Below are 24,989 nucleotides of genomic sequence, written 5' to 3'. Positions count from 1 at the left end.
GCCGGCCGGGGCGCTGGCGGCGACCCCGGCCGGACGACGGACTGCGAGGCCGTCAGTTGTGGGAGTGCAGGACCTCGTTCAGCCCGCCCCACACCGCGTTGTTCGGGCGGGCCTCGACCGCGCCGGTGACGGAGTTGCGCCGGAAGAGGATGTTGCTCGCCCCGGAGAGGTCCCGCGCCTTGACGATCTCGCCGTCCGGCATGGTGATGCGCGTGCCGGCCGTGACGTACAGACCGGCCTCCACCACGCACTCGTCGCCCAGCGCGATGCCGACGCCCGCCTCGGCGCCCACCAGGCAGCGCTCGCCGATGGAGATGATGACGTTGCCGCCGCCGGACAGGGTGCCCATGGTGGAGGCGCCGCCGCCGATGTCGGAGCCGTCGCCGACGACCACGCCGGCCGAGATCCGGCCCTCGACCATGGAGGTGCCCAGCGTGCCGGCGTTGAAGTTGACGAAGCCCTCGTGCATCACGGTGGTGCCCTCGGCCAGGTGCGCACCGAGGCGGACGCGGTCGGCGTCGGCGATCCGCACGCCCTTGGGGGCGACGTAGTCCGTCATCCGCGGGAACTTGTCGATGCTGGTGACCTGGAGGTGCAGGCCCTCGGCGCGGGCGTTCAGCCGCACCTTCTCGACGTCGTCGACGGCGACGGGGCCGAGCGAGGTCCAGGCGACGTTGGCCAGCAGGCCGAAGAGGCCGTCGAGGCTGAGCCCGTGCGGCTTGACCAGCCGGTGCGACAGCAGGTGGAGCCGCAGGTAGGCGTCGTGGGCGTCGAGGGGCTTCGCGTCGAGCGAGGAGATGACCGTACGGACGGCGACGACCTCGACGCCGCGGCGGGCGTCCACGCCGAGCGCCTTCGCGGCCCCCGTGCCCAGGAGCGAGACGGCGCGGTCGGCGTCGAGGCGCTCGGTGCCGGCCGGGCCGGGTTCCGCGGTCAGCTCGGGGGCCGGGAACCAGGTGTCGAGGACGGAGCCGTCGGCGGCGATGGTGGCGAGCCCGGCCGCGACGGCGCCGGTGGTGCGGGGAGGGGTGCTATCGGTCATGAGGAGAACCTAACCGGCGACCGGGGCCGCGGGCGAACCCGTCTCACCCGCGTCCGAGGCGCCCGGTGTCCCGTCGGCCCCGGCCAGCAGCCGGCCCAGCATCGTGCGGGCGTACGCCTCGTCGTACTCCCGGTCCGTCAGCAGCACTTGGAGGCTGATGCCGTCCATCAGGGCCACCACCGCGTGTGCGGTGGCCGGGTCGAGGTGGGGGGCCAGCGCGTCGGTGACGCTCGCCAGCCACTCCTGGGCGATCGGGCGCAGCAGCGGCTTGCGGAGCGCGGCCAGGTACAGCTCGTACTCCAACTCGTTGGTGCCGCGGTCGCCGGCCAGCCACTGCCCCATGGTCCGCGCCAGCTCGGCGGCGAGGTCGCGGCGCGGGTCGACGAGGCTGACGCTCTCGAACACCTCCTCGGAGAACGACGCGCTGGTCTGGCGCAGGGCCGCGACCAGCAGTTCGTCCAGCGAGGCGAAGTGGTACGTCGTCGAGCCGAGGGGCACGTCGGCCTCGGCGGCGACCGTGCGGTGGCCCAGCCCGGCGATGCCGTCGCGGCGGACGACGCGGATCGCCGCGTCGATGATGCGCTGGCGCCGCTCGGGGTCGTAGCGGCGGGCCATCAGTGGGCCCCGCCGATGTTGAGCACGACGACGCCGGCGACGACCAGGCCGATGCCGGCGAACTTCACGAGGTCGGTGGACTCGTTCATGAACACCATCCCGATGGCGGCGACAGCGGCGGTGCCCACGCCCGCCCAGATCGCGTAGGCGGTGCCGATCGAGAGGGTCTTCAGCGTCTGGGCGAGCAAGGAGAAGGCGATCACGTAGCCGACGACGGTGATCAGCGACGGCCAGAGCTTGGTGAAGCCCTCGCTGTACTTCATGGCCGTGGTGGCGAGCACCTCCGCCGCGATGGCCCCGGCGAGCAGTCCGTATCCCATGCGTACGACTGTACACAACGATGCGTACGGTCGTACACAACGACGGTCGCAGGGCATGCGAAACGGTCGTGCCCACCGGGGTGAACCGGTGGGCACGACCGTTGGCCAGACGCGGACTCAGGGGCCTCGGCGCTCAGAGGCCCAACGGGCTCAGACGTTGAACCCGAGGGCGCGGAGCTGCTCGCGCCCGTCGTCCGTGATCTTGTCCGGACCCCACGGCGGCATCCAGACCCAGTTGATCTTCAACTCGTTGACCAGCCCCTCCGTCGCCGACTGGGCCTGGTCCTCGATCACGTCGGTCAGCGGACACGCCGCGGAGGTCAGCGTCATGTCCAGCGTGGCGACGTTGGAGTCGTCGACGTGGATGCCGTAGATCAATCCGAGGTTGACGACGTCGATGCCCAGCTCGGGGTCGACGACGTCGTACAGCGCCTCCCGGATCTCTTCCTCACTGGCCGGCTTGAGCGCGGCTGCTGCGTTCTCGGTCATGCCTTAGTCCTTAGGTCCTCTTCTGCGCTCTCGGGAACGCCGGATCCGCCGCCCAGCGCCTGGGCGGTCGCGTCCTTCCACGCCATCCAGCCGAGCAGCGCGCACTTCACCCGCGCCGGGTACTTGGAGACGCCGGCGAAGGCGACCGCGTCCTCCAGCACCTCCTCCATGGCGTCGTCGGGCTCGATCCGGCCCCTGGACTGCATCAGCTCCAGAAAGGTGGCCTGGATCTTCTGCGCCTCGGACAGTTCCTTGCCGACCAGCAGTTCGTTCAGCACGGACACGCTGGCCTGGCTGATGGAACAGCCCTGTCCCTCGTACGAGACGTCCGCGACGCGGGTGCCGTCGTACTTCACCCGCAGCGTGATCTCGTCGCCGCAGGTGGGGTTCACGTGGTGCACCTCGGCGTCGCCGTCCCGAAGTCCCCGCCCGTGCGGGTTCTTGTAGTGGTCGAGGATGACGTCCTGGTACATCGAATCAAGCTTCACTGGGGCTCCGCTCTACCCGAAGAATTGACGGACGTGCTCCAGCCCGTCGACCAGTGCGTCCACCTCGCCGGGCGTGGAGTACAGATAGAACGACGCTCGCGTGGTCGCGGGAATTCCGTACCGCAGGCAGACCGGGCGCGCGCAGTGGTGCCCGACGCGCACCGCGATGCCCTGCTCGTCCAGCACCTGGCCCACGTCGTGGGGGTGGATGTCACCGAGCGTGAAGGAGATCGCGGCACCGCGGTCCTCGGCCGTGACCGGGCCGATGATCCGCAGGTCGGGGACCTCCAGCAGGCGCTTGAGCGCGTACTCGGTGATCGCGTGCTCGTGCGCGGCGATCTTCTCCATGCCGATGGCGTTGAGGTAGTCCACCGCCGCGCCGAGGCCGACGGCCTGGGCGATCGGCGGCGTGCCCGCCTCGAACTTGTGCGGCGCGGGAGCGTAGGTGGACGAGTGCATCGAGACGGTCTCGATCATCTCGCCGCCGCCCAGGAACGGCGGCAGGTCCTCCAGCAGCTCCTGGCGGCCCCACAGCACCCCGATGCCCGTCGGGCCGCACATCTTGTGCCCGGTGAAGGCGACGAAGTCGGCGCCGAGCGCCTGCACGTCCAGCGGGGCGTGCGGGGCGGCCTGGGAGGCGTCGATCAGCACCAGGGCGCCGACCTCCTGGGCGCGGCGCACGATGGCCTCGACCGGGTTGATCGTGCCCAGGATGTTGGAGACCAGCACGAAGGAGACGATCTTCGTCTTCTCGGTGATGACCTCGTTGATGGCGCTCAGGTCGAGGTGGCCGTCGTCGGTGAGGCCGAACCACTTCAGCTTCGCGCCGGTGCGCTGGGCGAGCAGCTGCCACGGCACGATGTTGGAGTGGTGCTCCATCTCCGTGATGACGATCTCGGTGTCCCGGTCCACCCGGTAGGGCTCGTCGGCCCAGCCGAGCATGTTCGCCACCAGGTTCAGCGACTCCGAGGCGTTCTTGGTGAAGACCACCTCGTCGCGGCTGGGCGCGTTGATGAACTCGGCGACCTTGGTGCGGGCGTCCTCGTAGAGCGCCGTGGCCTCTTCGGCGAGCACGTGGACGCCGCGGTGCACGTTGGCGTGGTGGCGCTCGTAGTAGTCGCTCATCGCCTCGATGACCTGGCGGGGGCGCTGGGAGCTGGCCGCGCTGTCGAGGTAGACGAGCTTCTTGCCGTCGTGGATGACCCGGTCGAGGATCGGGAAGTCCTTGCGGATCGCCTCGGTGTCGAGGAGACCCGGCAGCTGTGGTGTCACACCCTTCCCCTTCTCTCAGGTACTCCGCCCGCGGGGCGCGGCGGAAGGTTTCGCATCACGCGGACGCGCCGCCCTTCACGTACGCCTCGTAGCCCTCGGCCTCCAGCTTGTCCGCCAGCTCGGGGCCGCCGGACTCGGCGATCCGCCCGCCGGCGAACACATGGACGTGGTCGGGCTTGATGTAGCGCAGGATGCGGGTGTAGTGGGTGATCAGCAGGGTGCCGACCTCGCCGCTCTCGCGGACGCGGTTGACGCCCTCGGAGACCACGCGCAGGGCGTCGACGTCCAGGCCGGAGTCGGTCTCGTCGAGGATCGCGATCTTCGGCTTGAGCAGTTCGAGCTGGAGGATCTCGTGGCGCTTCTTCTCACCGCCGGAGAAGCCCTCGTTCACGTTGCGCTCGGCGAAGGAGGGGTCCATCTGGAGCCGCTGCATGGTCTCCTTGACCTCCTTCACCCAGGTGCGCAGCTTGGGCGCCTCGCCGCGGATCGCGGTGGCGGAGGTACGCAGGAAGTTGGAGACGGAGACGCCGGGGACCTCGACCGGGTACTGCATGGCGAGGAAGAGGCCGGCGCGGGCGCGCTCGTCGACGGACATCTCCAGGACGTCCTCGCCGTCCAGGGTGACCTGGCCGCCGGTGATCGTGTACTTGGGGTGGCCGGCGAGCGAGTAGGCGAGGGTGGACTTGCCGGAGCCGTTGGGGCCCATGATGGCGTGGGTCTCGCCCTGCTTCACGGTCAGGTCGACGCCCTTGAGGATCTCGCGGGAGCCGTTGTCGGCTTCGACGGAGACGTGCAGGTCGCGGATTTCAAGCGTTGCCATGGGTAGCTCAGGACTCCTGGGTGAGGGAGACGAGCACATCGTCCCCTTCGATCTTTACGGGGTATACGGGGACAGGGCGCGTCGCGGGCAGTCCGGACGGCTTGCCGGTGCGGAGGTCGAAGCTGGAGCCGTGCAGCCAGCACTCGATCTGACAGTCCTCCACCTCGCCCTCGGAGAGCGAGACGTTCGCGTGCGAGCAGATGTCGTGGATCGCGAAGACCTCGCCCTCGGTGCGCACGACCGAGACCGGCGTGCCGTCGAGTTCCACCCGCTTCGGGGTGTCCTCCGCCAGCTCGCTCAGCGCGCAGGCACGGACGAAGCTCATGCGACCGACGCCTCCAACTCTTCCTCGATCTTCGCGATCAGCCGCTCCTCGACGTCCGGAAGGCCGATCTGCTGGACCAGCTCGGCGAAGAAGCCGCGGACCACCAGACGGCGGGCCTCCTGCTCCGGGATGCCGCGGGCCATCAGGTAGAACAGCTGCTCGTCGTCGAAGCGGCCGGTGGCCGAGGCGTGGCCGGCCCCGACGATCTCGCCCGTCTCGATCTCCAGGTTCGGCACGGAGTCGACCCGCGCGCCGTCGGTGAGGACGAGGTTCCGGTTCATCTCGTAGGTGTCGGTGCCCTCGGCGGCGACGCGGATGAGCACGTCACCGATCCACACCGCGTGCGCGCCGTCGCCCTGGAGCGCGCCCTTGTAGACGACGTTGGACTTGTTGTGCGGCGCGTTGTGGTCGACGAGGAGGCGGTGCTCCTGGTGCTGGCCGCGGTCCGTGAAGTAGAGGCCGAAGAGTTCGGCTTCGCCGCCGGTCGCCGCGTACGTGACGCGGGGGTGCAGCCGCACCAGGTCGCCGCCGAAGGTGACCACGACCGACTTGAAGGAGGCGTCCCGGCCGATCAGCGCGTTGTGCTGGGCGACGTGGACGGCCTTGTCGTCCCAGTCCTGGACGGAGACCACGGTCAGCTTGGCGCCGTCGCCCAGCAGGTAGTCGACGTTGCCGGAGAGCACCGCGTCACCGGTGTGGTCGATGACCACGACGGCTTCGGCGAACGCGCCGAGCTCGATGACCTGGTGGGCGTAGGCGACCCCGCCCTCGCCGTGCACGGCGATCCGGATCGGCGCGCTGAGCTGGGTCTCCTTGGGCACGGTCACCACGGACGCCTGCTCGAAGGAGGAGTACGCCTGCGCGGCCACGCGGTCCACCGGGGTGCCCGCCTTGCCGAGCCGGGCGTCGTCCCGACCCACGGTCTCCACCGTGACGCCCTCGGGCGCGTCGATGGCGACCTTCACGCCGCCGCTGGCGACGGCGGTGCCGTCGTGCAGCCCGGCCAGGCGCTCCAGGGGGGTGAAGCGCCACTCCTCCTCGCGTCCGTGCGGGACCGGGAAGTCGGCCACGTCGAACGACGGGGGCGCACTCATGCGAGTGGCTACGGTCGACTCGGCGGCCACCGCGATCGCGCCGGCGGTGGTGGAGCCCGCCGGGATGTTCTGAGCCTCAGCCATGGCTGTCGTCGTGCTCTCTCTCTGCCTGTGGGGTCAAGAAGTCAGTGCTGCACGGGGCGGGTGGGCTCACCCGCCCCGGGGAGGGCGGCGGTCAGCCGACCGAGCCCTCCATCTGCAGCTCGATCAGCCGGTTGAGCTCCAGGGCGTACTCCATCGGCAGCTCCTTGGCGATCGGCTCGACGAAGCCGCGGACGATCATGGCCATCGCCTCGAACTCGGTCATGCCGCGGCTCATCAGGTAGAAGAGCTGGTCCTCGGAGACCTTGGAGACGGTGGCCTCGTGGCCCATGGAGACGTCGTCCTCGCGGACGTCCACGTACGGGTACGTGTCGGAGCGGGAGATCGTGTCGACGAGCAGCGCGTCGCACAGCACGTTCGACTTGGCGCCGGGGGCGCCCTCGCCGATCTCGATCAGACCGCGGTAGGAGGTCCGGCCGCCGCCCCGCGCCACCGACTTGGAGACGATGTTCGAGGAGGTGTTGGGCGCCATGTGGACCATCTTGGCGCCGGCGTCCTGGTGCTGGCCCTCACCGGCGAAGGCGATGGAGAGCGTCTCGCCCTTGGCGTGCTCGCCCATCAGGTACACGGCGGGGTACTTCATCGTGACCTTGGAGCCGATGTTGCCGTCGACCCACTCCATGGTCGCGCCCTCGTAGGCCACGGCGCGCTTGGTGACCAGGTTGTAGACGTTGTTCGACCAGTTCTGGATCGTCGTGTAGCGGCACCGGCCGCCCTTCTTGACGATGATCTCCACGACGGCGCTGTGCAGCGAGTCCGAGGAGTAGATCGGGGCGGTGCAGCCCTCGACGTAGTGGACGTAGGCGTCCTCGTCGACGATGATCAGCGTCCGCTCGAACTGGCCCATGTTCTCGGTGTTGATCCGGAAGTAGGCCTGGAGCGGGATGTCGACCTGCACGCCCTTGGGCACGTAGATGAAGGAGCCGCCGGACCACACCGCGGTGTTCAGCGACGCGAACTTGTTGTCGCCGACCGGGATGACCGTGCCGAAGTACTCCTTGAAGAGCTCCTCGTGCTCCTTCAGCGCGGTGTCGGTGTCGACGAAGATGACGCCCTGCGCCTCCAGGTCCTCGCGGATCTGGTGGTAGACGACCTCGGACTCGTACTGCGCGGCGACACCGGCGACCAGGCGCTGCTTCTCCGCCTCGGGGATGCCCAGCCGGTCGTAGGTGTTCTTGATGTCCTCGGGCAGCTCCTCCCAGGAGGTGGCCTGGCCCTCGGTGGAGCGGACGAAGTACTTGATGTTGTCGAAGTCGATGCCGGAGAGGTCGGAGCCCCAGTTCGGCATGGGCTTCTTGTCGAACAGCCGCAGGCCCTTGAGGCGCAGCTTCAGCATCCACTCCGGCTCGTTCTTCTTCCCGGAGATGTCGCGCACGACGTCCTCGGAAAGGCCGCGCTTGGCCTCGGCGCCCGCGGCGTCGGAGTCGGCCCAGCCGAATTCGTACGTACCCAGACCCTCCAGTTCGGGGTGGGCAGTCTCCGTGGGGAGAGTCATTCGGGGTTCCTCCCGGCTGTGCTTTCGGATGCTGATGATGTTGTGGACGTGGTGGGCTGTGCCCCGGTGCCGTCGGACGTCCCCGACGGCCTGGTGCCGCCCCGGGGGATGAACGTCGTGCACACCCCGTCGCCGTGGGCGATGGTGGCCAGGCGCTGCACATGGGTCCCGAGGAGCTCGGAGAAGATCTCGGTCTCCGCCTCGCAGAGCTGCGGGAACTGCTCGGCGACGTGTGCCACCGGGCAGTGGTGCTGACAGAGCTGCTCGCCGGGCTGGAGGCCCGGGGCGCTGCGCGCCGTAGCAGCGTACCCGTCGGCGCTGAGGGCTTCGGCCAGCGCTTGGGTGCGCCGGTCGGGTGCGGCTGCGGCGACGGCCTTGCGGTACGGCTCGGCCTGGGCGCCGATGCGGTCGCGGGCGAAGGCGGCGACGGCCGTCTCTCCCCCGGCGTACCGCTCGATCCAGCGCAGGGCGTCCACGGCGAGCGTGTCGTACGACTGGTCGAAGGCGTCCCGGCCGCAGTCGGTCAGGGCGAAGACCTTGGCGGGCCGCCCGCGGGTGCGCGCACCGTAGACCCGCTTCTCGCGGGCTTCGACGACCTGCTCGGCGAGGAGGGTGTCGAGGTGGCGACGGACCGCGGCCTGGGTGAGACCGAGGCGACCGGCGAGGTCGGCCACGGTCGACGGACCGTGGCTCAGGATGGAGCGCGCGACTCGGTTGCGCGTCGAGTGGTCCCACTTCTGCTCGAACCGCGTCCCGGTCGCCAGCTCCTCCCGCGGAGTCTCGCCGACGTTTTTCACAACGCCATTGTTGCGTAATTCCGCGAGGGCTGACAACCGCCGTCCGGGGCCGGAACGGTGCCGTTCATCACTTAGGGTTACCTAATTCGGAGTGCGGCTCCGGACGGTTCCCGCAGGCCGCGGGCGGTGCCGACGGCTGCGAGGGGGCGGGCGTACGGGGGCCCTGCGCGGCCCGCCTAGACTTCCCGGCATGCAGAGCGAGCCCGCCGTCCGGATCCAGGGCCTGGTGAAGCGGTACGGATCCAAGACGGCCGTGAACGGCCTCGACCTCCACGTCCCCCGAGGGCAGGTCACCGCCGTCCTCGGCCCCAACGGAGCCGGCAAGACCACCACCATCGAGACCTGCGAGGGCTACCGCCGGCCGGACGCCGGCACCGTGCGCGTCCTCGGGCTCGACCCCGTCGCCGACTCCGCGCGGCTGCGCCCCCGCGTCGGGGTGATGCTCCAGTCAGGCGGCGTCTACTCCGGGGCGCGCGCCGACGAGATGCTGCGGCACGTGGCCAAGCTGCACGCCGACCCGCTGGACGTGGACGAGCTGGTCGAACGGCTCGGCCTCGGCGACTGCGGCCGGACCACCTACCGACGGCTCTCCGGCGGCCAGCAGCAGCGCCTCTCGCTCGCCATGGCCGTCGTCGGCCGCCCCGAGCTGGTCTTCCTGGACGAGCCCACCGCCGGGCTCGACCCCCAGGCCCGCCGCGCCACCTGGCAGCTGGTGCGCGAGCTGCGCGCCGACGGCGTCTCCACCGTGCTCACGACGCACTTCATGGACGAGGCCGAGGAACTCGCGGACGACGTCGCGATCATCGACGCGGGCCGGGTGATCGCCCAGGGCAGCCCCGACCAGCTCTGCCGCGGCGGCGCGGAGAACACCCTGCGCTTCACCGGCCGCCCCGGGCTCGACGTCGGCTCGCTGCTCAAGGCGCTCCCGGACGGCGCGGAGGCGTCGGAACCGCTGCCGGGCACGTACCGGATAACGGGCGACGTGGGCCCCCAGATGCTCGCGACCGTCACCTCCTGGTGCGCCCAGCACGGCGTCATGCCGGACGGCATCGCGGTCGAGCGGCACACCCTTGAGGACGTCTTCTTGGAGCTGACGGGCAGGGAGCTGCGCTGATGAGCACCGGTACGTACACCCCCCGCCCGGGCGCAGCGCCGCTCGGCAGGATGATCGCCGCGCAGGCCGCCTTCGAGACGAAGATGCTGCTGCGCAACGGCGAGCAGCTGTTGCTCACCGTCGTCATCCCCTCCCTCGTCCTGGTGCTGTTCTCCGGGGTCGACATCATCGACACGGGGGACGGGGAGGCCGTCGACTTCCTCGCGCCGGGCGTGCTGGCGCTCGCGGTGATGTCCACCGCGTTCACCGGCCAGGCCATCGCGACCGGCTTCGAGCGCCGGTACGGGGTGCTCAAGCGGCTCGGTGCGTCCCCGATCCCCCGCTGGGCGCTGATGTGCGCCAAGACGCTCTCCGTCCTGGCCGTGGAGCTGTTGCAGATCGCCCTGCTGACCGCGATCGCGCTGGGCCTCGGGTGGTCGCCGCAGGGCGGCGCGGCCGGCCTGGTCAGCGTCCTCGCGCTGCTGGCGCTGGGCACGGCCGCGTTCAGCGGTCTCGGCCTGCTGATGGCCGGCACGCTGCGCGCCGAGGCCACGCTCGCCGCGGCCAACCTGGTGTTCCTCCTGCTGCTGGTCGGCGGCGGGGTCATCGTGCCGCTGGACCGCTTCCCCGACGGCGTCACCGCGCTGCTGGAACTGCTGCCGATCACCGCGCTCTCGGACGGCCTGCGGGACGTGCTCCAGCACGGCGCGTCCGTCCCGTGGCGCGAGCTGGGCATCCTGACTGGCTGGTCCGTGCTCGGCCTGGGCACGGCGGCGCGCTTCTTCCGCTGGGAGTGACCTGGAGGTTGCGGGTTGCGCGACCAGCCACAGGCGAGGCGCAGACGCCATCGCCGCGTCGCCGGCACGGCGAGTCCGCGTCCTCCGGCCCAAGCCCCGCGCCATGGGCTTCCCTCGTTCTGACGGGCGCGTCAGTATGAGGCTGCCGAGCCGGCGCTCGGGGCTACGCGCAGGTCGGCACGTGGGAGGGCATCGATGGAGCGGTCTGCCGCACTGCGACTGGACGCGGAGTGGACGACGGGCGGAGGCATCGGCATCGGACTGACGTCCGCCGAGCGACAGCGCACCCTCGTGAGACTGATCGACGCACTCGCACCCCACGCCGACGGAGACCCGTCCGTCGCCGCCCGACTCGGCCTGCGCTACGCGGAACTGGCCCGGCACCACTTCGAAGCCGGGCGACGGGGCCCCGCGTTGAGCGCGGTCGGCGAGGCGGTGCGGCACTGCGCCGGCCCGGCCCGGCGCGACCCGGAGCACGCCCGCTGGTACGCCAGGGCCCTCACCAGCCAGGCCATCTATCTGGCGCATCCGCTCAGCGATGAACTCGGCCTGCCGCGGTACGCCTTCCAGGGCCCCGGCAGCCACCCGCCGAACACGGCGCACGCCGACGGCCTCGCCGCGCTCGCCGCGACCCGCCGCGCCGTCGCGGTCTGGCGCGGTCTGGACCCCGCCGAGCCGGGCAACCGGGAGGGCCTGGCGCAGGCGTACGCGTTCCTCGGCGACCGCCTGGAGGAGCTGGGCGACCCGGTGGAGGCCGCCGCGTGGGCCGTACGGGCGGAGCGGGGGCTGTGCGCGCTGCGGGCGGACGACCGGGACGAGCTGCGGGCCCTCGGAAACGACGCCGCGGCCGGCGACCCCAAGCTCGGCCGGGACGGACCGCACACCGCGCTCCTGGAGCACCTGGGTGACCAGTTGGAGCGCCGGCTGCGCCGCTGCCCCTTCGCCGACGGACTGACCCGGCTGCGCGCCGAGGACCTGCTGCCGGAGCGCCTGCTGCCGCTGGCGGTGCTGGCCGCCCGCATCGACGGCGTGGAGGCCGCCGCCATCGCCGACGGGCTGCGCCTGGAACTCCCCGAGGTGGAGCGGACCCTGCGGGCGCGCTCCTGGCGCGCGGTGTGGCGGTTCGACACCCGGGACGCGGACGGCGCGCCCTGGACCCCGATGGCGCACCCCTGGCGCGGTGCGACCGCGGTCACCGACCGGTCGGCCGCGGCGGTCGGGGCGGATCTGACGGACGCCTTCCTGACCGCCCCCGACCGTCCGCCGGCCCCGGTCCACTGGCGGCTCGCGGTGTGGTGGGAGGACGAGGACCACCTGGACGGAGCCCGTTTCCGGCACGCCCGCGCACCCGGCGCTTAGGCCCGCCCTCCCCCGGCAACACGGTGCAGCACGTCACACCCCCCTCGTGAAAACTTGCACAAGGCCCCGCATACGATGGAGCCCGTGCAAACACCCCTTGCTCTCATCGCCCGGCGCTGGACTCCCGCCCCGGGCATCGTCCGGCGCGCCGCCCTTTCCGCCGTCGTGATGACCGTGGTCATCATCGTCACCGGGGGCGCGGTCCGACTCACCGGATCGGGCCTGGGCTGCGACACCTGGCCCAAGTGCACGGACGACAGCCTCTTCGCCACCCCCGAGCAGGGGCTGCACGGCGCGATCGAGTTCGGCAACCGCATGCTGACGTACGTGCTGTCCGCAGCCGTCGGCTGGACGATCATCGCCGCGCGCTCCGCCAAGCCCCGGCGCCGCTCGCTGACCCGGCTGGGCTGGGCGCAGTTCTGGGTGGTCGTGCTGAACGCCGTCCTCGGCGGCATCACCGTGTGGATGGCGCTCAACCCGTGGATCGTCGCCGGCCACTTCGTCGCCGCGAACCTGCTGCTCACCCTCGCCGTCGTCACCTGGCACCGGGCGGGCGAGGGCGATGCGCCCCGGCGCCCGCGGGTGCCGCTGCCGGTGCGCCGGCTGTCGTGGGCGATCGTCGTCGTCGCCGGCGCCGCGATCGTGCTGGGCACCGGAGTCACCGGCGCCGGCAAGCACGCGGGCGACAGCAGCGACGTGCCGCGCATGCCGTGGGACTGGGTCAACGCGGCACAGCTGCACGCCGCCTCCGCTTGGGTGATCTGTGCGCTGGCGGTCGCGATGTGGCTGGTGCTGCGGGTCGTGGACGCCCCGACCGACGTCCGGGCCCGGGCCCGGGACCTGCTGGTCGTCCTGCTGCTCCAGGGCGGCATCGGCTACCTCCAGTACTTCACGGGCGTGCCCGAGGTGCTGGTCGGGGTGCACATGCTGGGGTCGTCGCTGCTGTGGGTCGCGGTGCTGCGGCTGGTGCTCAGCACCCGGGAGCGGCCCGCCGACGCCACCGCGTCGATCCCCGCGCAGACCGACCCCGCGCTCGCCCGGATCTGACACCGGCGCCCGCACGACGCGAACGACACCGGGCCGGCACCCACCTCACGGATGGGTGCCGGCCCGGTGTCGTTCGTTCCCACGTGCGTACGGCAGGATCCCGACGGGGTTCAGCCGGCCGCGCGACCGCCGAGCTGGATGCCGGCCATCCGGCTCCACTCGTACGGCCCGGTGCGGACCTTCGCCGCGAACTCGCCGTCGAAGGAGTCGTGCAGGGTGAGCCCGGCCTGCTCGGCCGCCGCCGCGGCCACGGCGTGGGTGGGGGCGACCAGGTCGCCCCAGGCGCCGTCGTCGCCGACGAGGACGACGCGCGTGCCCGTCTGGCCGATGTAGGCGAGCTGCCCCTCCGCGCCGCCGTGCGCCTTGGCGAAGGCGGTGATCTCCCGGGCGAGCTTGGCGGCCTTGCGGTCCGCGTGCTTGGTGTCTGCCATGGTCACGATGCTACGTACGGGTAACAGGCGATGACCATGGCGCACGCGCGTGGCGTGGGCCACTGGCAGCGCCGGCCCTGGACGCGCAAGAGCCGGTGCGCGCACCAGGCGCACACCGGCTCGAAGGACGGGCCGTCCTCAGCGCAGGAAGGGGTCCACCGCGACGGCCACGAACACCAGCGACACATAGGTGATGGACCAGTGGAAGAGGCGCATCTCCTTCAGCTTGGCGCCCGTCACGCCGGCCTTGGCGCGCGACTGGAGCGCGTGCGCCTCCCACAGCCACCAGCCGCCCGCCGCCAGCGCCACGGCCGTGTAGAACCAGCCGGTGTAGCCGAGCGGCGTGAGCAGCAGGGAGACCGCGACCATCACCCAGCTGTAGAGCACGATCTGGCGGGCGACGACCCTGTTGGAGGCGATGACCGGCAGCATCGGCACGCCGACGCGCGCGTAGTCCTCACGCACCCGCATGGACAGCGGCCAGTAGTGCGGCGGCGTCCAGAAGAAGATGACGAGGAAGAGGATGACGGCGGCCCACGACATCGAGTTGGTGACGGCGGACCAGCCGATCAGCACCGGCATGCAGCCGGCGATGCCGCCCCAGACGATGTTCTGCGAGGTGCGGCGCTTGAGGATCATCGTGTAGACGACCACGTAGAACAGCAGCGCACCGAGCGAGAGCCAGGCGGAGAGCCAGTTGACCAGCAGGCCGAACCAGGCCGTGGAGACCACGGCGAGCACCAGGCCGAAGACCAGGCCCTCGCGGGGCGAGACCATGCCCGTGACCAGCGGACGCTGCGACGTGCGGTCCATCAGCGCGTCGATGTCGCGGTCGATGTACATGTTCAGCGCGTTGGCGCCGCCGGCGGAGAGGTATCCGCCGATGCAGGTCGCCAGGACCAGCATCAGGTCCGGCACCCCTTGCGCGGCGAGGAACATCACCGGCACTGTGGTGATGAGCAGCAGTTCGATGATCCGCGGCTTGGTCAGCGCCACGAAGGCCATGACGCGGGCGCCGATCGGTCGGGCGCCGGAGCCCCCGCTGGATTTCCCCACGGCCCCGGAATGGGCGGTGCCCCCACCCGCTGGACGGGAATCGACGGCCGTCACGCACACCCCTGAAAGAGATTCCAGCAAGTCCCGGGCGCAGGACAGGACTGATGAAGGCCCGGGGGAACTTGCGCGTACCACGCCACTCTAGAGGCTGCCCCTCACTCGCCTCGCACGGGGGTGGGTCGTGTTGGAGGGCCTGCGCGGAGCCGTCGGGAGGCGAAGTCCACCCGTTGGCGGCAGGCTGGCACTAGGGCGTGGCTTATGGATCAGGCTGGGTGAGGGAGCGGGGTCTGGTGTCGTGGATCGCAAGGCGGAGGAGGGAGTCAATGCGGTGGGGGTACCGCCCGTGCCCGCAGGGCACAGGGGGCTATTGGCGACCGACGAGAACGCGGCGAGGCGCGGCACCAGGGCACGCGAGCCCAGCCTGATCCATAAGACACGCCCCAGGGCCGCGGTCGGTGCCCCGGGCACCGACGAATCGAAGCGAAAGGGCGCATGGCGCGCCAAGGGTAGGCTCGACGACGCCCGGTGCTTCCGTCGTCACCGGATACGACATGCGACATGTGAAGACCCTCAAGCGAAGACACATGTGGCGACATGTGGAGAGGAGCCCTGACGCAGGGTGAGCACCAAGCCGACCACCACCGACCTCCAGTGGACCGATCTGGACCAGCGGGCCGTCGACACCGCTCGGGTCCTGGCCATGGACTCCGTACAGAAGGTCGGCAACGGCCACCCCGGTACGGCCATGAGCCTCGCGCCCGCCGCGTACGTCCTGTTCCAGAAGCTCATGCGGCACGACCCGGCCGACGCCGACTGGACGGGTCGCGACCGCTTCGTGCTGTCCGCGGGGCACTCGTCGCTGACCCTGTACGTCCAGCTCTACCTCGCCGGGTACGGCCTGGAGCTGGATGACCTCAAGGCGTTCCGCACCTGGGGCTCCAAGACCCCGGGCCACCCCGAGTACGGCCACACGGTCGGCGTCGAGACGACCACCGGCCCGCTGGGCCAGGGCGTGGCGAACGCGGTCGGCATGGCGATGGCCGCCCGCTACGAGCGCGGTCTGTTCGACCCGGACGCCGCCCCGGGCACCTCCCCGTTCGACCACACCATCTGGGCGATCGCCGGTGACGGCTGCCTCCAGGAGGGCATCGCCGCGGAGGCGTCCTCGCTCGCGGGCCACCAGAAGCTGGGCAATCTGGTGCTGCTCTGGGACGACAACCACATCTCCATCGAGGGCGACACCGAGACCGCCGTCTCCGAGGACACCCTCAAGCGGTACGAGGCGTACGGCTGGCACGTGCAGCGCGTGGCGCCGAAGGAGAACGGCGACCTCGACCCGCACGCGCTGTACGCGGCGCTGAAGGCGGCGCAGGCCGAGACCGAGCGCCCCTCCTTCATCGCGATGCGCTCGATCATCGCCTGGCCCGCCCCGCACGCGCAGAACACCGAGGCGGCGCACGGCTCGGCGCTCGGCGAGGAGGAGGTCGCGGCCACCAAGCGCGTCCTCGGCTTCGACCCGGAGCAGCACTTCGAGGTCTCCGACGAGGTCATCGGGCACACCCGCGAGGCGCTGGACCGCGGCCGTGAGGCGCGCGGCGAGTGGGAGAAGGGCTTCGCCGCCTGGCGCACGGCCAACGCGGAGCGCGCCGCCGAGTTCGACCGGATCGCCGCGGGCGAGCTGCCGGCCGGCTGGGAGGACGCGCTGCCGGACTTCGAGACCGGCAAGAGCGTCGCCACCCGCGCGGCGTCCGGCAAGGTGCTCCAGGCGCTCGGCGCGGTCGTGCCCGAGCTGTGGGGCGGCTCCGCCGACCTCGCGGGCTCGAACAACACCACGATCGACAAGACGTCGTCCTTCCTGCCTGCGGACAACCCGCTGCCGGAGGCCCGTCCGTACGGCCGCACGATCCACTACGGCATCCGCGAGCACTCGATGGCCGCGGAGATGAACGGCATCGCGCTGCACGGCAACACCCGCATCTACGGCGGCACGTTCCTGGTCTTCTCGGACTACATGCGCAACGCGGTGCGGCTCTCGGCGCTGATGCACCTGCCGGTGACGTACGTGTGGACGCACGACTCGATCGGTCTGGGCGAGGACGGCCCGACGCACCAGCCGGTGGAGCACCTGGCGTCGCTGCGCGCGATCCCGGGTCTGAACGTGGTCCGTCCGGCGGACGCCAACGAGACCGTGATCGCCTGGCGCGAGATCCTCAAGCGCTACACCAAGGAGTTCGGCGTGGGCGCGCCGCACGGCCTGGCGCTGACCCGCCAGGGCGTGCCGACGTACGAGCGCAACGAGGACGCGGCCCGCGGCGGTTACGTGATGTTCGAGGCCGAGGGCGGCGCCCCCGAGGTCGTGCTCATCGGTACGGGCTCCGAGGTCCAGCTCGCCGTCGAGGCGCGTGAGCAGCTCCAGGCGGCCGGGGTGCCCACCCGGGTGGTCTCGATGCCGTCGGTGGAGTGGTTCGAGGAGCAGGACCAGGAGTACAAGGACGCGGTGCTGCCGCCGTCCGTGAAGGCGCGCGTGGCCGTGGAGGCCGGGATCGGGCTGACCTGGCACCGGTACGTCGGCGACGCGGGCCGCATCGTCTCGCTGGAGCACTTCGGTGCCTCGGCGGACGGCAAGTTGCTCTTCCGCGAGTTCGGATTCACCGCGGACGCGGTCGCCGCCGCCGCGCGGGAATCTCTCGACGCCTCCCGGCGCTGACGCGGGTACATGACGAAGTAGGAGATTGAACACTCATGACAGACGACGCACTGGGGCGCCTGACCGACGAAGGCGTCGCCATTTGGCTGGACGACCTGTCCCGCAAGCGCATCACCTCCGGGAACCTCGCGGAGCTGATCGGCGAGCAGCACGTGGTGGGTGTGACGACCAATCCGTCGATCTTCCAGAAGGCGATCAGCGGCGGCGACGGGTACGAGCAGCAGCTGCGGGAGCTGGCCGCGCGCAAGGTGACCGTGGACGAGGCCCTGCGCATGATCACGACGGCGGACGTCCGGGACGCCGCGGACGTCCTGCGTCCGGTCTTCGAGGCCACCGGCGGCCAGGACGGCCGGGTCTCCATCGAGGTGGACCCGCGTCTCGCCCATGACACCGAGGCCACGATCGCCGAGGCGAAGCAGCTCGCCTGGCTGGTGGACCGCCCCAACACCCTGATCAAGATCCCGGCGACCCGGGCGGGTCTGCCGGCCATCACCGAGACGATCGGCCTGGGCATCAGCGTCAACGTGACGCTGATCTTCTCGCTGGAGCGCTACCGCGAGGTGATGGACGCGTACCTGGCCGGGCTGGAGAAGGCCAACGAGCGCGGCCTGGACCTGTCCAAGATCCACTCGGTGGCGTCGTTCTTCGTGTCCCGGGTGGACACCGAGATCGACAAGCGGCTGGACGCGCTCGGCACGCCGGAGGCGAAGGCCGCGCGCGGCAAGGCCGCCCTGGCGAACGCCCGGCTCGCCTACGAGGCGTACGAGGAGGTCTTCTCCTCCGAGCGGTGGGCGGCCCTGGACCGGGCGCAGGCCAACAAGCAGCGTCCGCTGTGGGCCTCGACCGGCGTGAAGGACCCGGCGTACAAGGACACGCTGTACGTGGACGAGCTGGTCGCCCCGGGCACGGTGAACACCATGCCGGAGGCCACCTTGGAGGCCACCGCGGCCCGCGGCTCGATCAGCGGCGACACGATCCGCGGCACCTACGACCGCTCGCGCGCCGAGCTGGCCGCCGTCGAGGCGCAGGGCGTCTCGTACGACGAGGTCGTCCAGCTGCTGGAGGACGAGGGCGTCGAGAAGTTCGAGGCGTCCTGGAACGACCTGCTCAAGTCGACCGAGGCGGCGCTCGCCCGCCTCGCTCCGGCGAAGGGCTGAGACCGTGTCCGGATCAAGCGAGGCCAATCCGCTTCGTGATCCCGCCGACCGACGGCTCCCGCGCATCGCGGGGCCGTCGGGCCTGGTCATCTTCGGCGTCACGGGCGACCTGTCCCGCAAGAAGCTGATGCCCGCGGTGTACGACCTGGCGAACCGGGGGCTGCTGCCGCCGGGCTTCTCCCTGGTCGGGTTCGCCCGCCGGGAGTGGCAGGACGAGGACTTCGCCCAGGAGGTCCACGACGCGGTGAAGGAGCACGCCAGGACCCCCTTCCGCGAGGAGGTCTGGCAGCAGCTCAACCAGGGCATGCGGTTCGTCCAGGGCGACTTCGACGACGACGAGGCGTTCGAGACGCTGAAGAAGACGATCGCCGAGCTCGACCAGGCGCAGGGCACCGGGGGCAACTTCGCCTTCTACCTGTCCGTGCCGCCGAAGTTCTTCCCCAAGGTCGTCCAGCAGCTCAAGAAGCACGGGCTGGCGGACCAGCAGGAGACGTCGTGGCGCCGGGCGGTCATCGAGAAGCCCTTCGGCCACGACCTCGCGTCCGCCATGGAGCTCAACAAGGTGGTGCACGAGGTCTTCCCGCCGAACGAGGTCTTCCGCATCGACCACTACCTCGGCAAGGAGACCGTCCAGAACATCCTGGCGCTCCGCTTCGCGAACACCCTCTTCGAGCCGATCTGGAACCGGTCGTACGTCGACCACGTCCAGATCACCATGGCCGAGGACATCGGCATCGGCGGCCGGGCCGGGTACTACGACGGCATCGGCGCCGCGCGTGACGTCATCCAGAACCACCTGCTGCAACTGCTGGCGCTGACCGCGATGGAGGAGCCCGCCTCCTTCGACGCGGACGCGCTGGCGGCGGAGAAGACGAAGGTCCTCGGCGCGGTGAAGCTGCCGCAGGACCTGGGTGAGACCACGGTGCGCGGTCAGTACGCCGAGGGGTGGCAGGGCGGTGAGAAGGCGGTCGGCTACCTCCAGGAGGACGGCATCGACCCCGACTCCAAGACCGACACCTACGCGGCCATAAAGCTGGAGATCGACAACCGCCGCTGGGCGGGCGTGCCGTTCTACCTGCGCACCGGCAAGCGCCTGGGCCGCCGGGTCACCGAGATCGCGGTGGTCTTCCAGCGGGCCCCGCACTCCCCCTTCGACCACACCGCGACCGAGGAGCTGGGGCAGAACGCCCTGGTCATCCGGGTCCAGCCGGACGAGGGCGTGACGATGCGGTTCGGCTCCAAGGTGCCGGGCACCTCGATGGAGGTGCGGGACGTGTCGATGGACTTCGCGTACGGCGAGTCCTTCACGGAGTCCAGCCCGGAGGCGTACGAGCGGCTCATCCTCGATGTGCTCCTCGGCGACTCCAACCTCTTCCCGCGGGTCGAGGAGGTCGAGCTGTCCTGGAAGATCCTCGACCCGATCGAGCAGTACTGGGACACCCACGGCAAGCCCGCCCAGTACTCGGCGGGGACCTGGGGGCCGGTCGAGGCGGACGAAATGCTCGCACGAGACGGACGGAGCTGGCGCCGGCCATGAAGATCGACCTTACGGACACCACCTCCAGCAAGATCAACAAGGCGCTGGTGCAGGGCCGCCGGGCGATCGGCACCCCGGCCGTCGGCATGGTCCTGACCCTGGTGATCGTCACGGACGAGGAGAACGCCTACGACGCGCTGAAGGCGGCGAACGAGGCGTCGCGGGAGCACCCCTCCCGCACCCTCGTGGTCATCAAGCGGGTCTCCCGCACCCCCCGCGACCGGGCGCAGACCCGGCTCGACGCGGAGGTGCGGGTCGGCGCGGACGCGGGCACCGGCGAGACCGTCGTCCTGCGGCTGTACGGGGACGTGACGGAGCACGCCCAGTCGGTGGTGCTGCCGCTGCTGCTGCCCGACGCGCCCGTCGTGGTGTGGTGGCCGGTGAACGCCCCACTGGACCCGGCGAAGGACCCGCTGGGCGCACTGGCCCAGCGCCGGGTCACCGACACCTACGCCGCCGAGCAGCCCATCCAGGAGCTGAGGTCGCGCGCCGAGGCGTACACCCCCGGCGACACGGACCTGTCCTGGACCCGGATCACCCCGTGGCGCTCCATGCTGGCCGCCGCGCTCGACCAGGTGGTCTGCGAGGTCACGGCGGTCGAGGTGGCGGGCGAGGAGTTCAACCCGAGCGTGGAACTGCTCGCGATGTGGCTCGCGGACCGGTTGGGCGTACCGGTGCGGCGCACCCTGTCGCCCGGCCCCGGTCTCACGGCCGTGCGGATGGATACCGACTGCGGTCGGATCGTGCTCGACCGGGCGGACGGTTCGCTGGCGAACCTCTCCATCCAGGGCCAGCCGGACCGTGCGGTCGCGCTCAAGCGGCGGGAGACCTCGGAGCTGATCGCCGAGGAGCTGCGGCGGCTGGACCCGGACGACACCTACGCCTCCGCCCTGCGGTACGGGGTGGACCGGCTCGGTGACGGCGAGCCCGGCAGCTCCGCGGCACCGGCGCCGGCCTCCGTCGGGGCGGGCTCCGCCGACGCGGGGTCGGACGCCGAGGAAGCTCCGGCGCCGACCGCCCCCGCCAAGGCCGCGACGGGCAAGAAGGCCGCCGCGCGGAAGGCGGCGGCGAAGTGAGCGCACCGCAGCTCGTCGTCCACCGCGACAAGGAGCTGATGGCCCAGGCCGCGGCGGCCCGGCTGATCACGAAGATCGTGGACGCCCAGGCCGCCCGCGGCACCGCGTCGGTGGTCCTGACGGGCGGACGCAACGGCAACGGCCTGCTGGCCGCGCTCGGGGCCTCGCCGGCCCGCGACGCGGTCGACTGGCGCCGGCTGGACCTGTGGTGGGGCGACGAAAGGTTCCTCCCCGAGGGGGACCCGGAGCGCAACGCCACCCAGGCGCGGGCCGCCCTGCTGGACCACGTGCCGGTCGACCCGGCGCGGGTGCACCCGATGCCGGCGTCCGACGGTCCGTACGGCAGCGACGTGGAGGCGGCAGCCGCCGCGTACGCCACGGCGCTGGCGGCGGCTGCCGGGCCGGAGGACCACGGGCCGGTGCCGACCTTCGACGTCCTGATGCTCGGCGTCGGCCCGGACACCCACGTGGCGTCGCTCTTCCCGGAGCACCCCGCGGTGCGGGAGACCGAGCGCACGGTCGTCGGGGTGCACGGCGCGCCGAAGCCCCCGCCGACCAGGATCTCCCTGACGCTGCCCGCTATCCGGGCGGCCCGGGAGGTCTGGCTGCTCGCGGCGGGCGAGGACAAGGCGAACGCGGCGGCGATCGCGCTGTCCGGCGCGGGCGAGATCCAGGCCCCGGCCGCGGGTGCCCGCGGGCGGGCCCGCACGCTGTGGCTGCTGGACTCCGCGGCGGCTGCACAACTGCCGCGGGAGCTGTACCCGCCGGCCGCGGCGTAGCCGCTCGCGCTGCGGAAGCCGAGGCTCACGAAGGGCCCGGACGCCCCTGGTGGCGTCCGGGCCCTTCGCGTTGCCCGCCCTGTCCTGAAACACCTCCTCCCCGACCCAAGATCAGCCAAAAGACGGTCGCAGCGCCGAGGAGGTCGGGAGGCGATCTTGCCGGAGGTCGAGATGGTGCGGCTAACTGGGGACGCGGCGAGGGGGACGCCCCATCTCCCCTTCTCTCCGCTCCACATGCACGTGTACGCGCACGTCTGCACGCACGGCCTTGCAACGTGTTCGACGGATGCACGGAAGGGGACCACGATGCTCGGAGAGACGGCCCGCACCTGGCTACAGCGGTGGGACGAACAGCAGGAGCGGTACAGCCCGGACCGCGAGGAACGGTTCCAGGTGATCCTCGACGTGGCCCGATGGTCCCTGGAGCGGGCCTCGCCCGAGCGCCCCCGGATCGTCGACCTGGGGTGCGGTACGGGTTCCCTCACCGTCCGCCTCGCCCGCGCCCTGCCGCACGCCGAGGTCGTGGGCGTCGACGCGGACCCGATGATGCTGGGCCTCGGCGAGGAGAACGTCGCCGGCACCAGCGCGCGCCTCCTCCTCGACGACCTGAACTCCCCCGACTGGCCGGACCGGGTCGCCCCCGGCGAGCCCTGGGACGCGGCGGTCTCCTCCACCGCCCTGCACTGGCTGGAAGCGGAGGACCTCGCGGCGCTGTACGGCCTGCTGGCGGCCAGGATCCGCCCGGGCGGCGTCTTCGTCGACGCCAACAACCGCATGCCCGAGGGCTCCCCCGACGCCCGCGCCCTGGCCCGCCACGTGCGCGCCGGCCGCGCTGAGCGGGCCGGCACGGCGGACCGCGAGGACTGGGACTCCTGGTGGAAGGCGTTCCTGGCGGCGCCGGAGCTCGCCGAGTTGGCGCGGGAACGCGAGCAACGCGCCATTGCGGAACGCGCGTTCGCGCCTCCGCTGGACCTGACGTTCGACGAACAGGCGGACCTGTTGAAGGCGGCGGGCTTCCGCACGATCACCACGGTCTGGCAATGCGGCGACGACAGCGTCCTGGTGGCCCTGCGCTAGCGCCTGCGGGTGCGTTGTCCTCCGCGTCCTGGCCCCAAGGGCGCGGGCGCCCCTCAGCACCGCCTGACGCGTCCGCCGTGGCTCCACGGGTGCATTGGTCCCTGCGGACCGTGGGTTGCTTGTCGCGCAGTTCCGCCCCCTATGGCCAGAGGGCATGGGGGACCCCAGCGCCCCTGATGTGCCTGAGGTCGTCGTTCGACCTGAGACCGTGGCAGCCCCCCTGCCGCTACCGGACCACGCGCCCGGAGACGGACGAGGGTTTGGGGGCGCGGGGAACTGCGCGACAAGCCCGCCACGGTCCGTAGAGACCAACGCACCCGCAGGGTTACGGCGCGTACGTCCAAAGGCACAGGGGGCGGCACCAAGTGTGCAACCCTTACGCGCCGCAGGCGTGGGCTCACCTCCGTGCGTCGGCGCGGCCCGGAGGCGCTGGCTCCAGGAACGGAGCCAGGAGGCCGGGGACCGCCTCCGACGCGAGGGCGAGCGCGGCGGGCTCGGACGCGTCGTGGACCGTGTAGCCACCCGCACCCGCCGCCGTCGTCGCCGTCACCGTGATCAGGCCCGACCGCCGCTGGAAGACGGACTGGGAGATCGTCCAGCCAATGATCCCGCTGCGCTGCAACGCGACCGTACGGCGGGCCGTGCTCCCCGAGCGGGTCAGCAGATAGCCCCCGCTCAGCGCGTGGCCGAGGCTGCGGTACGCGTCCACGGCGAGGAGCACCGCGACCGGGAACGCCACCACCGCGTACCCCGCCGCGATGTACAGCAGGACGGACGTGAGCCAGAGGCCGAGGGGCACCAGGACCGCTGCCGGGGCCGCGGCCCACAGGAGCGCCCAGCGCAGCCGGCGGGCGCGGGCGGCGCGCGGGTGCGGGGTCAGCGGGGTGTCCATCGGGGTGCGGGGCTCCCGCAGGACCAGGCCCACCACGGAGTCCGCCACCGCGCGCGGCGCGGGCGGCAGCAGCACCTGGAGGTCGGCGTGGTCGCTCTCCTTGTCGTCGGCTATGCCCGTGGCGACCGCGTCCACCCGGGCCGCGCCGAACGGCCGTACGCCCAGCGGCTCCACCAGCTCGACCCCGCGCAGCCTGCGTTCCTCGACGGATATGGAGCGGGTGGTGAACAGCCCGCGGCGCACCCGCAGCACGCCGCCGGGCTCCCGGTCCAGGCGGTAGCCCCACCACATCTCCACCCACAGCCCGAGCGCGCCGATCGCCCCGACGACGAGGGCGGCGAGGACCAGCGTCCCGACCATGACGGCTACGGAGGTGTCGTGGAAGCGGTCGCCGGTCCACTCGATGACCTCGCCCTGGAACCCGAAGAAGTCGCTGACCTGCATCACGGCGCCGGCCGCCGCGACGCCGAGCGCGGGGGCGACGAAGGACGTCGGGGCGTAGCGGATCCAGGAGGGGTCGAGGACGGCGAGGGCGCCTTCCGCGACCGCGGCCGGAACGTCGACGGGCCGGTCGAGCAGTTCGGCGCGCAGGCGCTCGCCTTCCGCCCTGCCCACCGGGTCCAGCACCAGCGAGGACTCGCCGCTGCCGCTGCTCTCACCCGTCCCGATGCGGACCTTGACCAGGCCGAGGACGCGCAGCAGCGGATTCGCGGTGAGGTCGACGCTGCGGATCCGCTCGCGCGCCAGGGAGCGCCGCTTCACGAAGAGCAGGCCGGAGTGGAGGTCGACGCGGTCGGGGCCGATGCGGTAGCGGGTACGGCGCCAGGTGGCGTACTGGACGGCGACGGAGCCGAGGACCAGCAGGACCGCGGCGGTCAGCAGCAGGAGCAGCCCGATGCCGCGGCGGGGGCCGTTGCCGAACCAGGCGCCGGAGGAGAGCCCCAGCAGCACGGGCAGGCAGATGCCGCCCGCGATGCCGGTGACGACGGCGCCGGTGACCAGCAGGACCCGCTTGTCGAGCTGCCGCCACTCCCCCTCGGACGAGGCCGTGGTGACCGTGGTCGGGGCCACGGGGACTTCGCCGCCCGGCTCGTCGTCCGCTTCCGCCGCCGGCGGAGGCAC

The 24,989-nt window shown here is 71.6% G+C and carries 24 protein-coding genes; 10 read left to right on the top strand and 14 right to left on the bottom strand.

What is annotated here, in order from left to right; translation table 11 throughout:
* Positions 1–52: 52 nt before the first annotated feature.
* The 11 genes from dapD to AB0E05_RS07595 all read right to left on the bottom strand — a co-directional run bounded on the left by dapD (position 53) and on the right by AB0E05_RS07595 (position 8,859).
* On the bottom strand, positions 53–1,042 hold the full coding sequence (dapD, locus tag AB0E05_RS07645; protein WP_361960354.1) for a 2,3,4,5-tetrahydropyridine-2,6-dicarboxylate N-succinyltransferase: 990 nt from the start codon (positions 1,040–1,042) through the stop codon (positions 53–55).
* A 9-nt stretch (positions 1,043–1,051) separates the two neighbouring features.
* Positions 1,052–1,657, bottom strand: coding sequence for a TetR family transcriptional regulator (locus AB0E05_RS07640; RefSeq protein WP_361960352.1), 606 nt, complete (start codon positions 1,655–1,657; stop codon positions 1,052–1,054).
* Entirely contained in the window at positions 1,657–1,977 is a 321-nt protein-coding gene (locus AB0E05_RS07635) for a multidrug efflux SMR transporter (RefSeq protein ID WP_361960350.1), read from the bottom strand. Before AB0E05_RS07635 ends, AB0E05_RS07640 begins: the two co-directional genes overlap by 1 nt.
* Before the next feature lie 150 nt (positions 1,978–2,127).
* Entirely contained in the window at positions 2,128–2,466 is a 339-nt protein-coding gene (locus AB0E05_RS07630; RefSeq protein ID WP_361537757.1) for a metal-sulfur cluster assembly factor, read from the bottom strand.
* On the bottom strand, positions 2,463–2,954 hold the full coding sequence (sufU, locus tag AB0E05_RS07625) for a Fe-S cluster assembly sulfur transfer protein SufU (protein WP_361960347.1): 492 nt from the start codon (positions 2,952–2,954) through the stop codon (positions 2,463–2,465). Before sufU ends, AB0E05_RS07630 begins: the two co-directional genes overlap by 4 nt.
* 12 nt (positions 2,955–2,966) lie before the next feature.
* A complete protein-coding gene (locus AB0E05_RS07620) occupies positions 2,967–4,226 on the bottom strand; it encodes a cysteine desulfurase (protein WP_361960345.1) in 1,260 nt (419 codons plus the stop codon).
* Between the two features lie 55 nt (positions 4,227–4,281).
* On the bottom strand, positions 4,282–5,046 hold the full coding sequence (gene sufC, locus AB0E05_RS07615) for a Fe-S cluster assembly ATPase SufC (protein ID WP_361960343.1): 765 nt from the start codon (positions 5,044–5,046) through the stop codon (positions 4,282–4,284).
* Positions 5,047–5,053: 7 nt separating this feature from the next.
* Positions 5,054–5,371 carry a bifunctional 3-phenylpropionate/cinnamic acid dioxygenase ferredoxin subunit gene (locus AB0E05_RS07610; RefSeq protein WP_361960341.1) on the bottom strand — a complete coding sequence of 106 codons (318 nt, stop codon included), beginning with the start codon at positions 5,369–5,371 and terminating at the stop codon, positions 5,054–5,056.
* A complete protein-coding gene (gene sufD / locus AB0E05_RS07605) occupies positions 5,368–6,549 on the bottom strand; it encodes a Fe-S cluster assembly protein SufD (protein WP_361960339.1) in 1,182 nt (393 codons plus the stop codon). Before sufD ends, AB0E05_RS07610 begins: the two co-directional genes overlap by 4 nt.
* Positions 6,550–6,640: 91 nt before the next feature.
* Positions 6,641–8,062, bottom strand: a complete 1,422-nt coding sequence (sufB, locus tag AB0E05_RS07600; protein ID WP_361960336.1) for a Fe-S cluster assembly protein SufB — start codon at positions 8,060–8,062, stop codon at positions 6,641–6,643.
* The gene (locus AB0E05_RS07595; RefSeq protein WP_361960334.1) at positions 8,059–8,859 is read right to left on the bottom strand and encodes a metalloregulator ArsR/SmtB family transcription factor; all 801 of its coding nucleotides are present in this window, start codon (positions 8,857–8,859) and stop codon (positions 8,059–8,061) included. The genes sufB and AB0E05_RS07595 overlap by 4 nt, the downstream gene beginning before the upstream one ends.
* A gap of 190 nt (positions 8,860–9,049) precedes the next feature.
* Between AB0E05_RS07595 and AB0E05_RS07590 the strand changes: the two genes are divergently transcribed.
* The 4 genes from AB0E05_RS07590 to AB0E05_RS07575 all read left to right on the top strand — a co-directional run bounded on the left by AB0E05_RS07590 (position 9,050) and on the right by AB0E05_RS07575 (position 13,155).
* Positions 9,050–9,973, top strand: a complete 924-nt coding sequence (locus tag AB0E05_RS07590; RefSeq protein ID WP_361960332.1) for an ABC transporter ATP-binding protein — start codon at positions 9,050–9,052, stop codon at positions 9,971–9,973.
* Positions 9,973–10,749: an ABC transporter permease gene (locus AB0E05_RS07585; protein ID WP_361960330.1), complete on the top strand. Its 777-nt coding sequence runs from the start codon at positions 9,973–9,975 to the stop codon at positions 10,747–10,749. The genes AB0E05_RS07590 and AB0E05_RS07585 overlap by 1 nt, the downstream gene beginning before the upstream one ends.
* A gap of 195 nt (positions 10,750–10,944) precedes the next feature.
* Positions 10,945–12,108, top strand: a complete 1,164-nt coding sequence (locus AB0E05_RS07580; protein WP_361960328.1) for a hypothetical protein — start codon at positions 10,945–10,947, stop codon at positions 12,106–12,108.
* Positions 12,109–12,183: 75 nt separating this feature from the next.
* Positions 12,184–13,155 (top strand): COX15/CtaA family protein, encoded by a 972-nt coding sequence (locus tag AB0E05_RS07575; RefSeq protein ID WP_361960326.1) that lies wholly within the window; start codon positions 12,184–12,186, stop codon positions 13,153–13,155.
* Positions 13,156–13,265: 110 nt separating this feature from the next.
* Here the strand turns inward: AB0E05_RS07575 and AB0E05_RS07570 are convergent, their stop codons facing one another.
* Both AB0E05_RS07570 and AB0E05_RS07565 read right to left on the bottom strand, forming a co-directional pair.
* The gene (locus tag AB0E05_RS07570; RefSeq protein ID WP_361960324.1) at positions 13,266–13,586 is read right to left on the bottom strand and encodes a hypothetical protein; all 321 of its coding nucleotides are present in this window, start codon (positions 13,584–13,586) and stop codon (positions 13,266–13,268) included.
* Between the two features lie 138 nt (positions 13,587–13,724).
* A complete protein-coding gene (locus AB0E05_RS07565) occupies positions 13,725–14,642 on the bottom strand; it encodes a heme o synthase (RefSeq protein ID WP_361960322.1) in 918 nt (305 codons plus the stop codon).
* A 619-nt stretch (positions 14,643–15,261) separates the two neighbouring features.
* On the opposite strand from AB0E05_RS07565, the gene tkt reads away from it, so the two are divergent.
* From tkt to AB0E05_RS07535, 6 genes are all read left to right on the top strand, one after another.
* Entirely contained in the window at positions 15,262–17,349 is a 2,088-nt protein-coding gene (gene tkt / locus AB0E05_RS07560) for a transketolase (RefSeq protein WP_361960320.1), read from the top strand.
* A gap of 35 nt (positions 17,350–17,384) precedes the next feature.
* Positions 17,385–18,506: a transaldolase gene (tal, locus tag AB0E05_RS07555; protein ID WP_361960318.1), complete on the top strand. Its 1,122-nt coding sequence runs from the start codon at positions 17,385–17,387 to the stop codon at positions 18,504–18,506.
* A 4-nt stretch (positions 18,507–18,510) separates the two neighbouring features.
* Positions 18,511–20,043, top strand: coding sequence for a glucose-6-phosphate dehydrogenase (gene zwf, locus AB0E05_RS07550; RefSeq protein ID WP_361960316.1), 1,533 nt, complete (start codon positions 18,511–18,513; stop codon positions 20,041–20,043).
* On the top strand, positions 20,040–21,119 hold the full coding sequence (gene opcA / locus AB0E05_RS07545) for a glucose-6-phosphate dehydrogenase assembly protein OpcA (RefSeq protein WP_361960314.1): 1,080 nt from the start codon (positions 20,040–20,042) through the stop codon (positions 21,117–21,119). The genes zwf and opcA overlap by 4 nt, the downstream gene beginning before the upstream one ends.
* A complete protein-coding gene (pgl, locus tag AB0E05_RS07540) occupies positions 21,116–21,898 on the top strand; it encodes a 6-phosphogluconolactonase (RefSeq protein ID WP_361960312.1) in 783 nt (260 codons plus the stop codon). The genes opcA and pgl overlap by 4 nt, the downstream gene beginning before the upstream one ends.
* A 306-nt stretch (positions 21,899–22,204) precedes the next feature.
* Positions 22,205–22,975 (top strand): class I SAM-dependent methyltransferase, encoded by a 771-nt coding sequence (locus tag AB0E05_RS07535; RefSeq protein WP_361960310.1) that lies wholly within the window; start codon positions 22,205–22,207, stop codon positions 22,973–22,975.
* Between the two features lie 397 nt (positions 22,976–23,372).
* Here AB0E05_RS07535 and AB0E05_RS07530 read toward each other — a convergent pair whose 3' ends face one another.
* A complete protein-coding gene (locus AB0E05_RS07530) occupies positions 23,373–24,938 on the bottom strand; it encodes a PH domain-containing protein (RefSeq protein ID WP_361960572.1) in 1,566 nt (521 codons plus the stop codon).
* Between the last annotated feature and the right edge of the window lie 51 nt (positions 24,939–24,989).

Origin of the sequence: Streptomyces sp. NPDC048057, from assembly GCF_040653095.1 — a bacterium.
Classification (GTDB): domain Bacteria; phylum Actinomycetota; class Actinomycetes; order Streptomycetales; family Streptomycetaceae; genus Streptomyces.
The sequence above is the reverse complement of the archived record's forward strand: the minus strand, read 5'-3'. Positions and strand labels throughout refer to the sequence as shown.

Coding starts and splice junctions, on each gene's coding strand:
- dapD (WP_361960354.1), bottom strand. CDS start 1,042: ATGACCGATAGCACCCCTCCCCGCACCACCGGCGCCGTCGCGGCCGGG.
- AB0E05_RS07640 (WP_361960352.1), bottom strand. CDS start 1,657: ATGGCCCGCCGCTACGACCCCGAGCGGCGCCAGCGCATCATCGACGCG.
- AB0E05_RS07635 (WP_361960350.1), bottom strand. CDS start 1,977: ATGGGATACGGACTGCTCGCCGGGGCCATCGCGGCGGAGGTGCTCGCC.
- AB0E05_RS07630 (WP_361537757.1), bottom strand. CDS start 2,466: ATGACCGAGAACGCAGCAGCCGCGCTCAAGCCGGCCAGTGAGGAAGAG.
- sufC (WP_361960343.1), bottom strand. CDS start 5,046: ATGGCAACGCTTGAAATCCGCGACCTGCACGTCTCCGTCGAAGCCGAC.
- AB0E05_RS07610 (WP_361960341.1), bottom strand. CDS start 5,371: ATGAGCTTCGTCCGTGCCTGCGCGCTGAGCGAGCTGGCGGAGGACACC.
- sufD (WP_361960339.1), bottom strand. CDS start 6,549: ATGGCTGAGGCTCAGAACATCCCGGCGGGCTCCACCACCGCCGGCGCG.
- sufB (WP_361960336.1), bottom strand. CDS start 8,062: ATGACTCTCCCCACGGAGACTGCCCACCCCGAACTGGAGGGTCTGGGT.
- AB0E05_RS07590 (WP_361960332.1), top strand. CDS start 9,050: ATGCAGAGCGAGCCCGCCGTCCGGATCCAGGGCCTGGTGAAGCGGTAC.
- AB0E05_RS07585 (WP_361960330.1), top strand. CDS start 9,973: ATGAGCACCGGTACGTACACCCCCCGCCCGGGCGCAGCGCCGCTCGGC.
- AB0E05_RS07580 (WP_361960328.1), top strand. CDS start 10,945: ATGGAGCGGTCTGCCGCACTGCGACTGGACGCGGAGTGGACGACGGGC.
- AB0E05_RS07575 (WP_361960326.1), top strand. CDS start 12,184: ATGGAGCCCGTGCAAACACCCCTTGCTCTCATCGCCCGGCGCTGGACT.
- AB0E05_RS07570 (WP_361960324.1), bottom strand. CDS start 13,586: ATGGCAGACACCAAGCACGCGGACCGCAAGGCCGCCAAGCTCGCCCGG.
- tal (WP_361960318.1), top strand. CDS start 17,385: ATGACAGACGACGCACTGGGGCGCCTGACCGACGAAGGCGTCGCCATT.
- opcA (WP_361960314.1), top strand. CDS start 20,040: ATGAAGATCGACCTTACGGACACCACCTCCAGCAAGATCAACAAGGCG.
- AB0E05_RS07535 (WP_361960310.1), top strand. CDS start 22,205: ATGCTCGGAGAGACGGCCCGCACCTGGCTACAGCGGTGGGACGAACAG.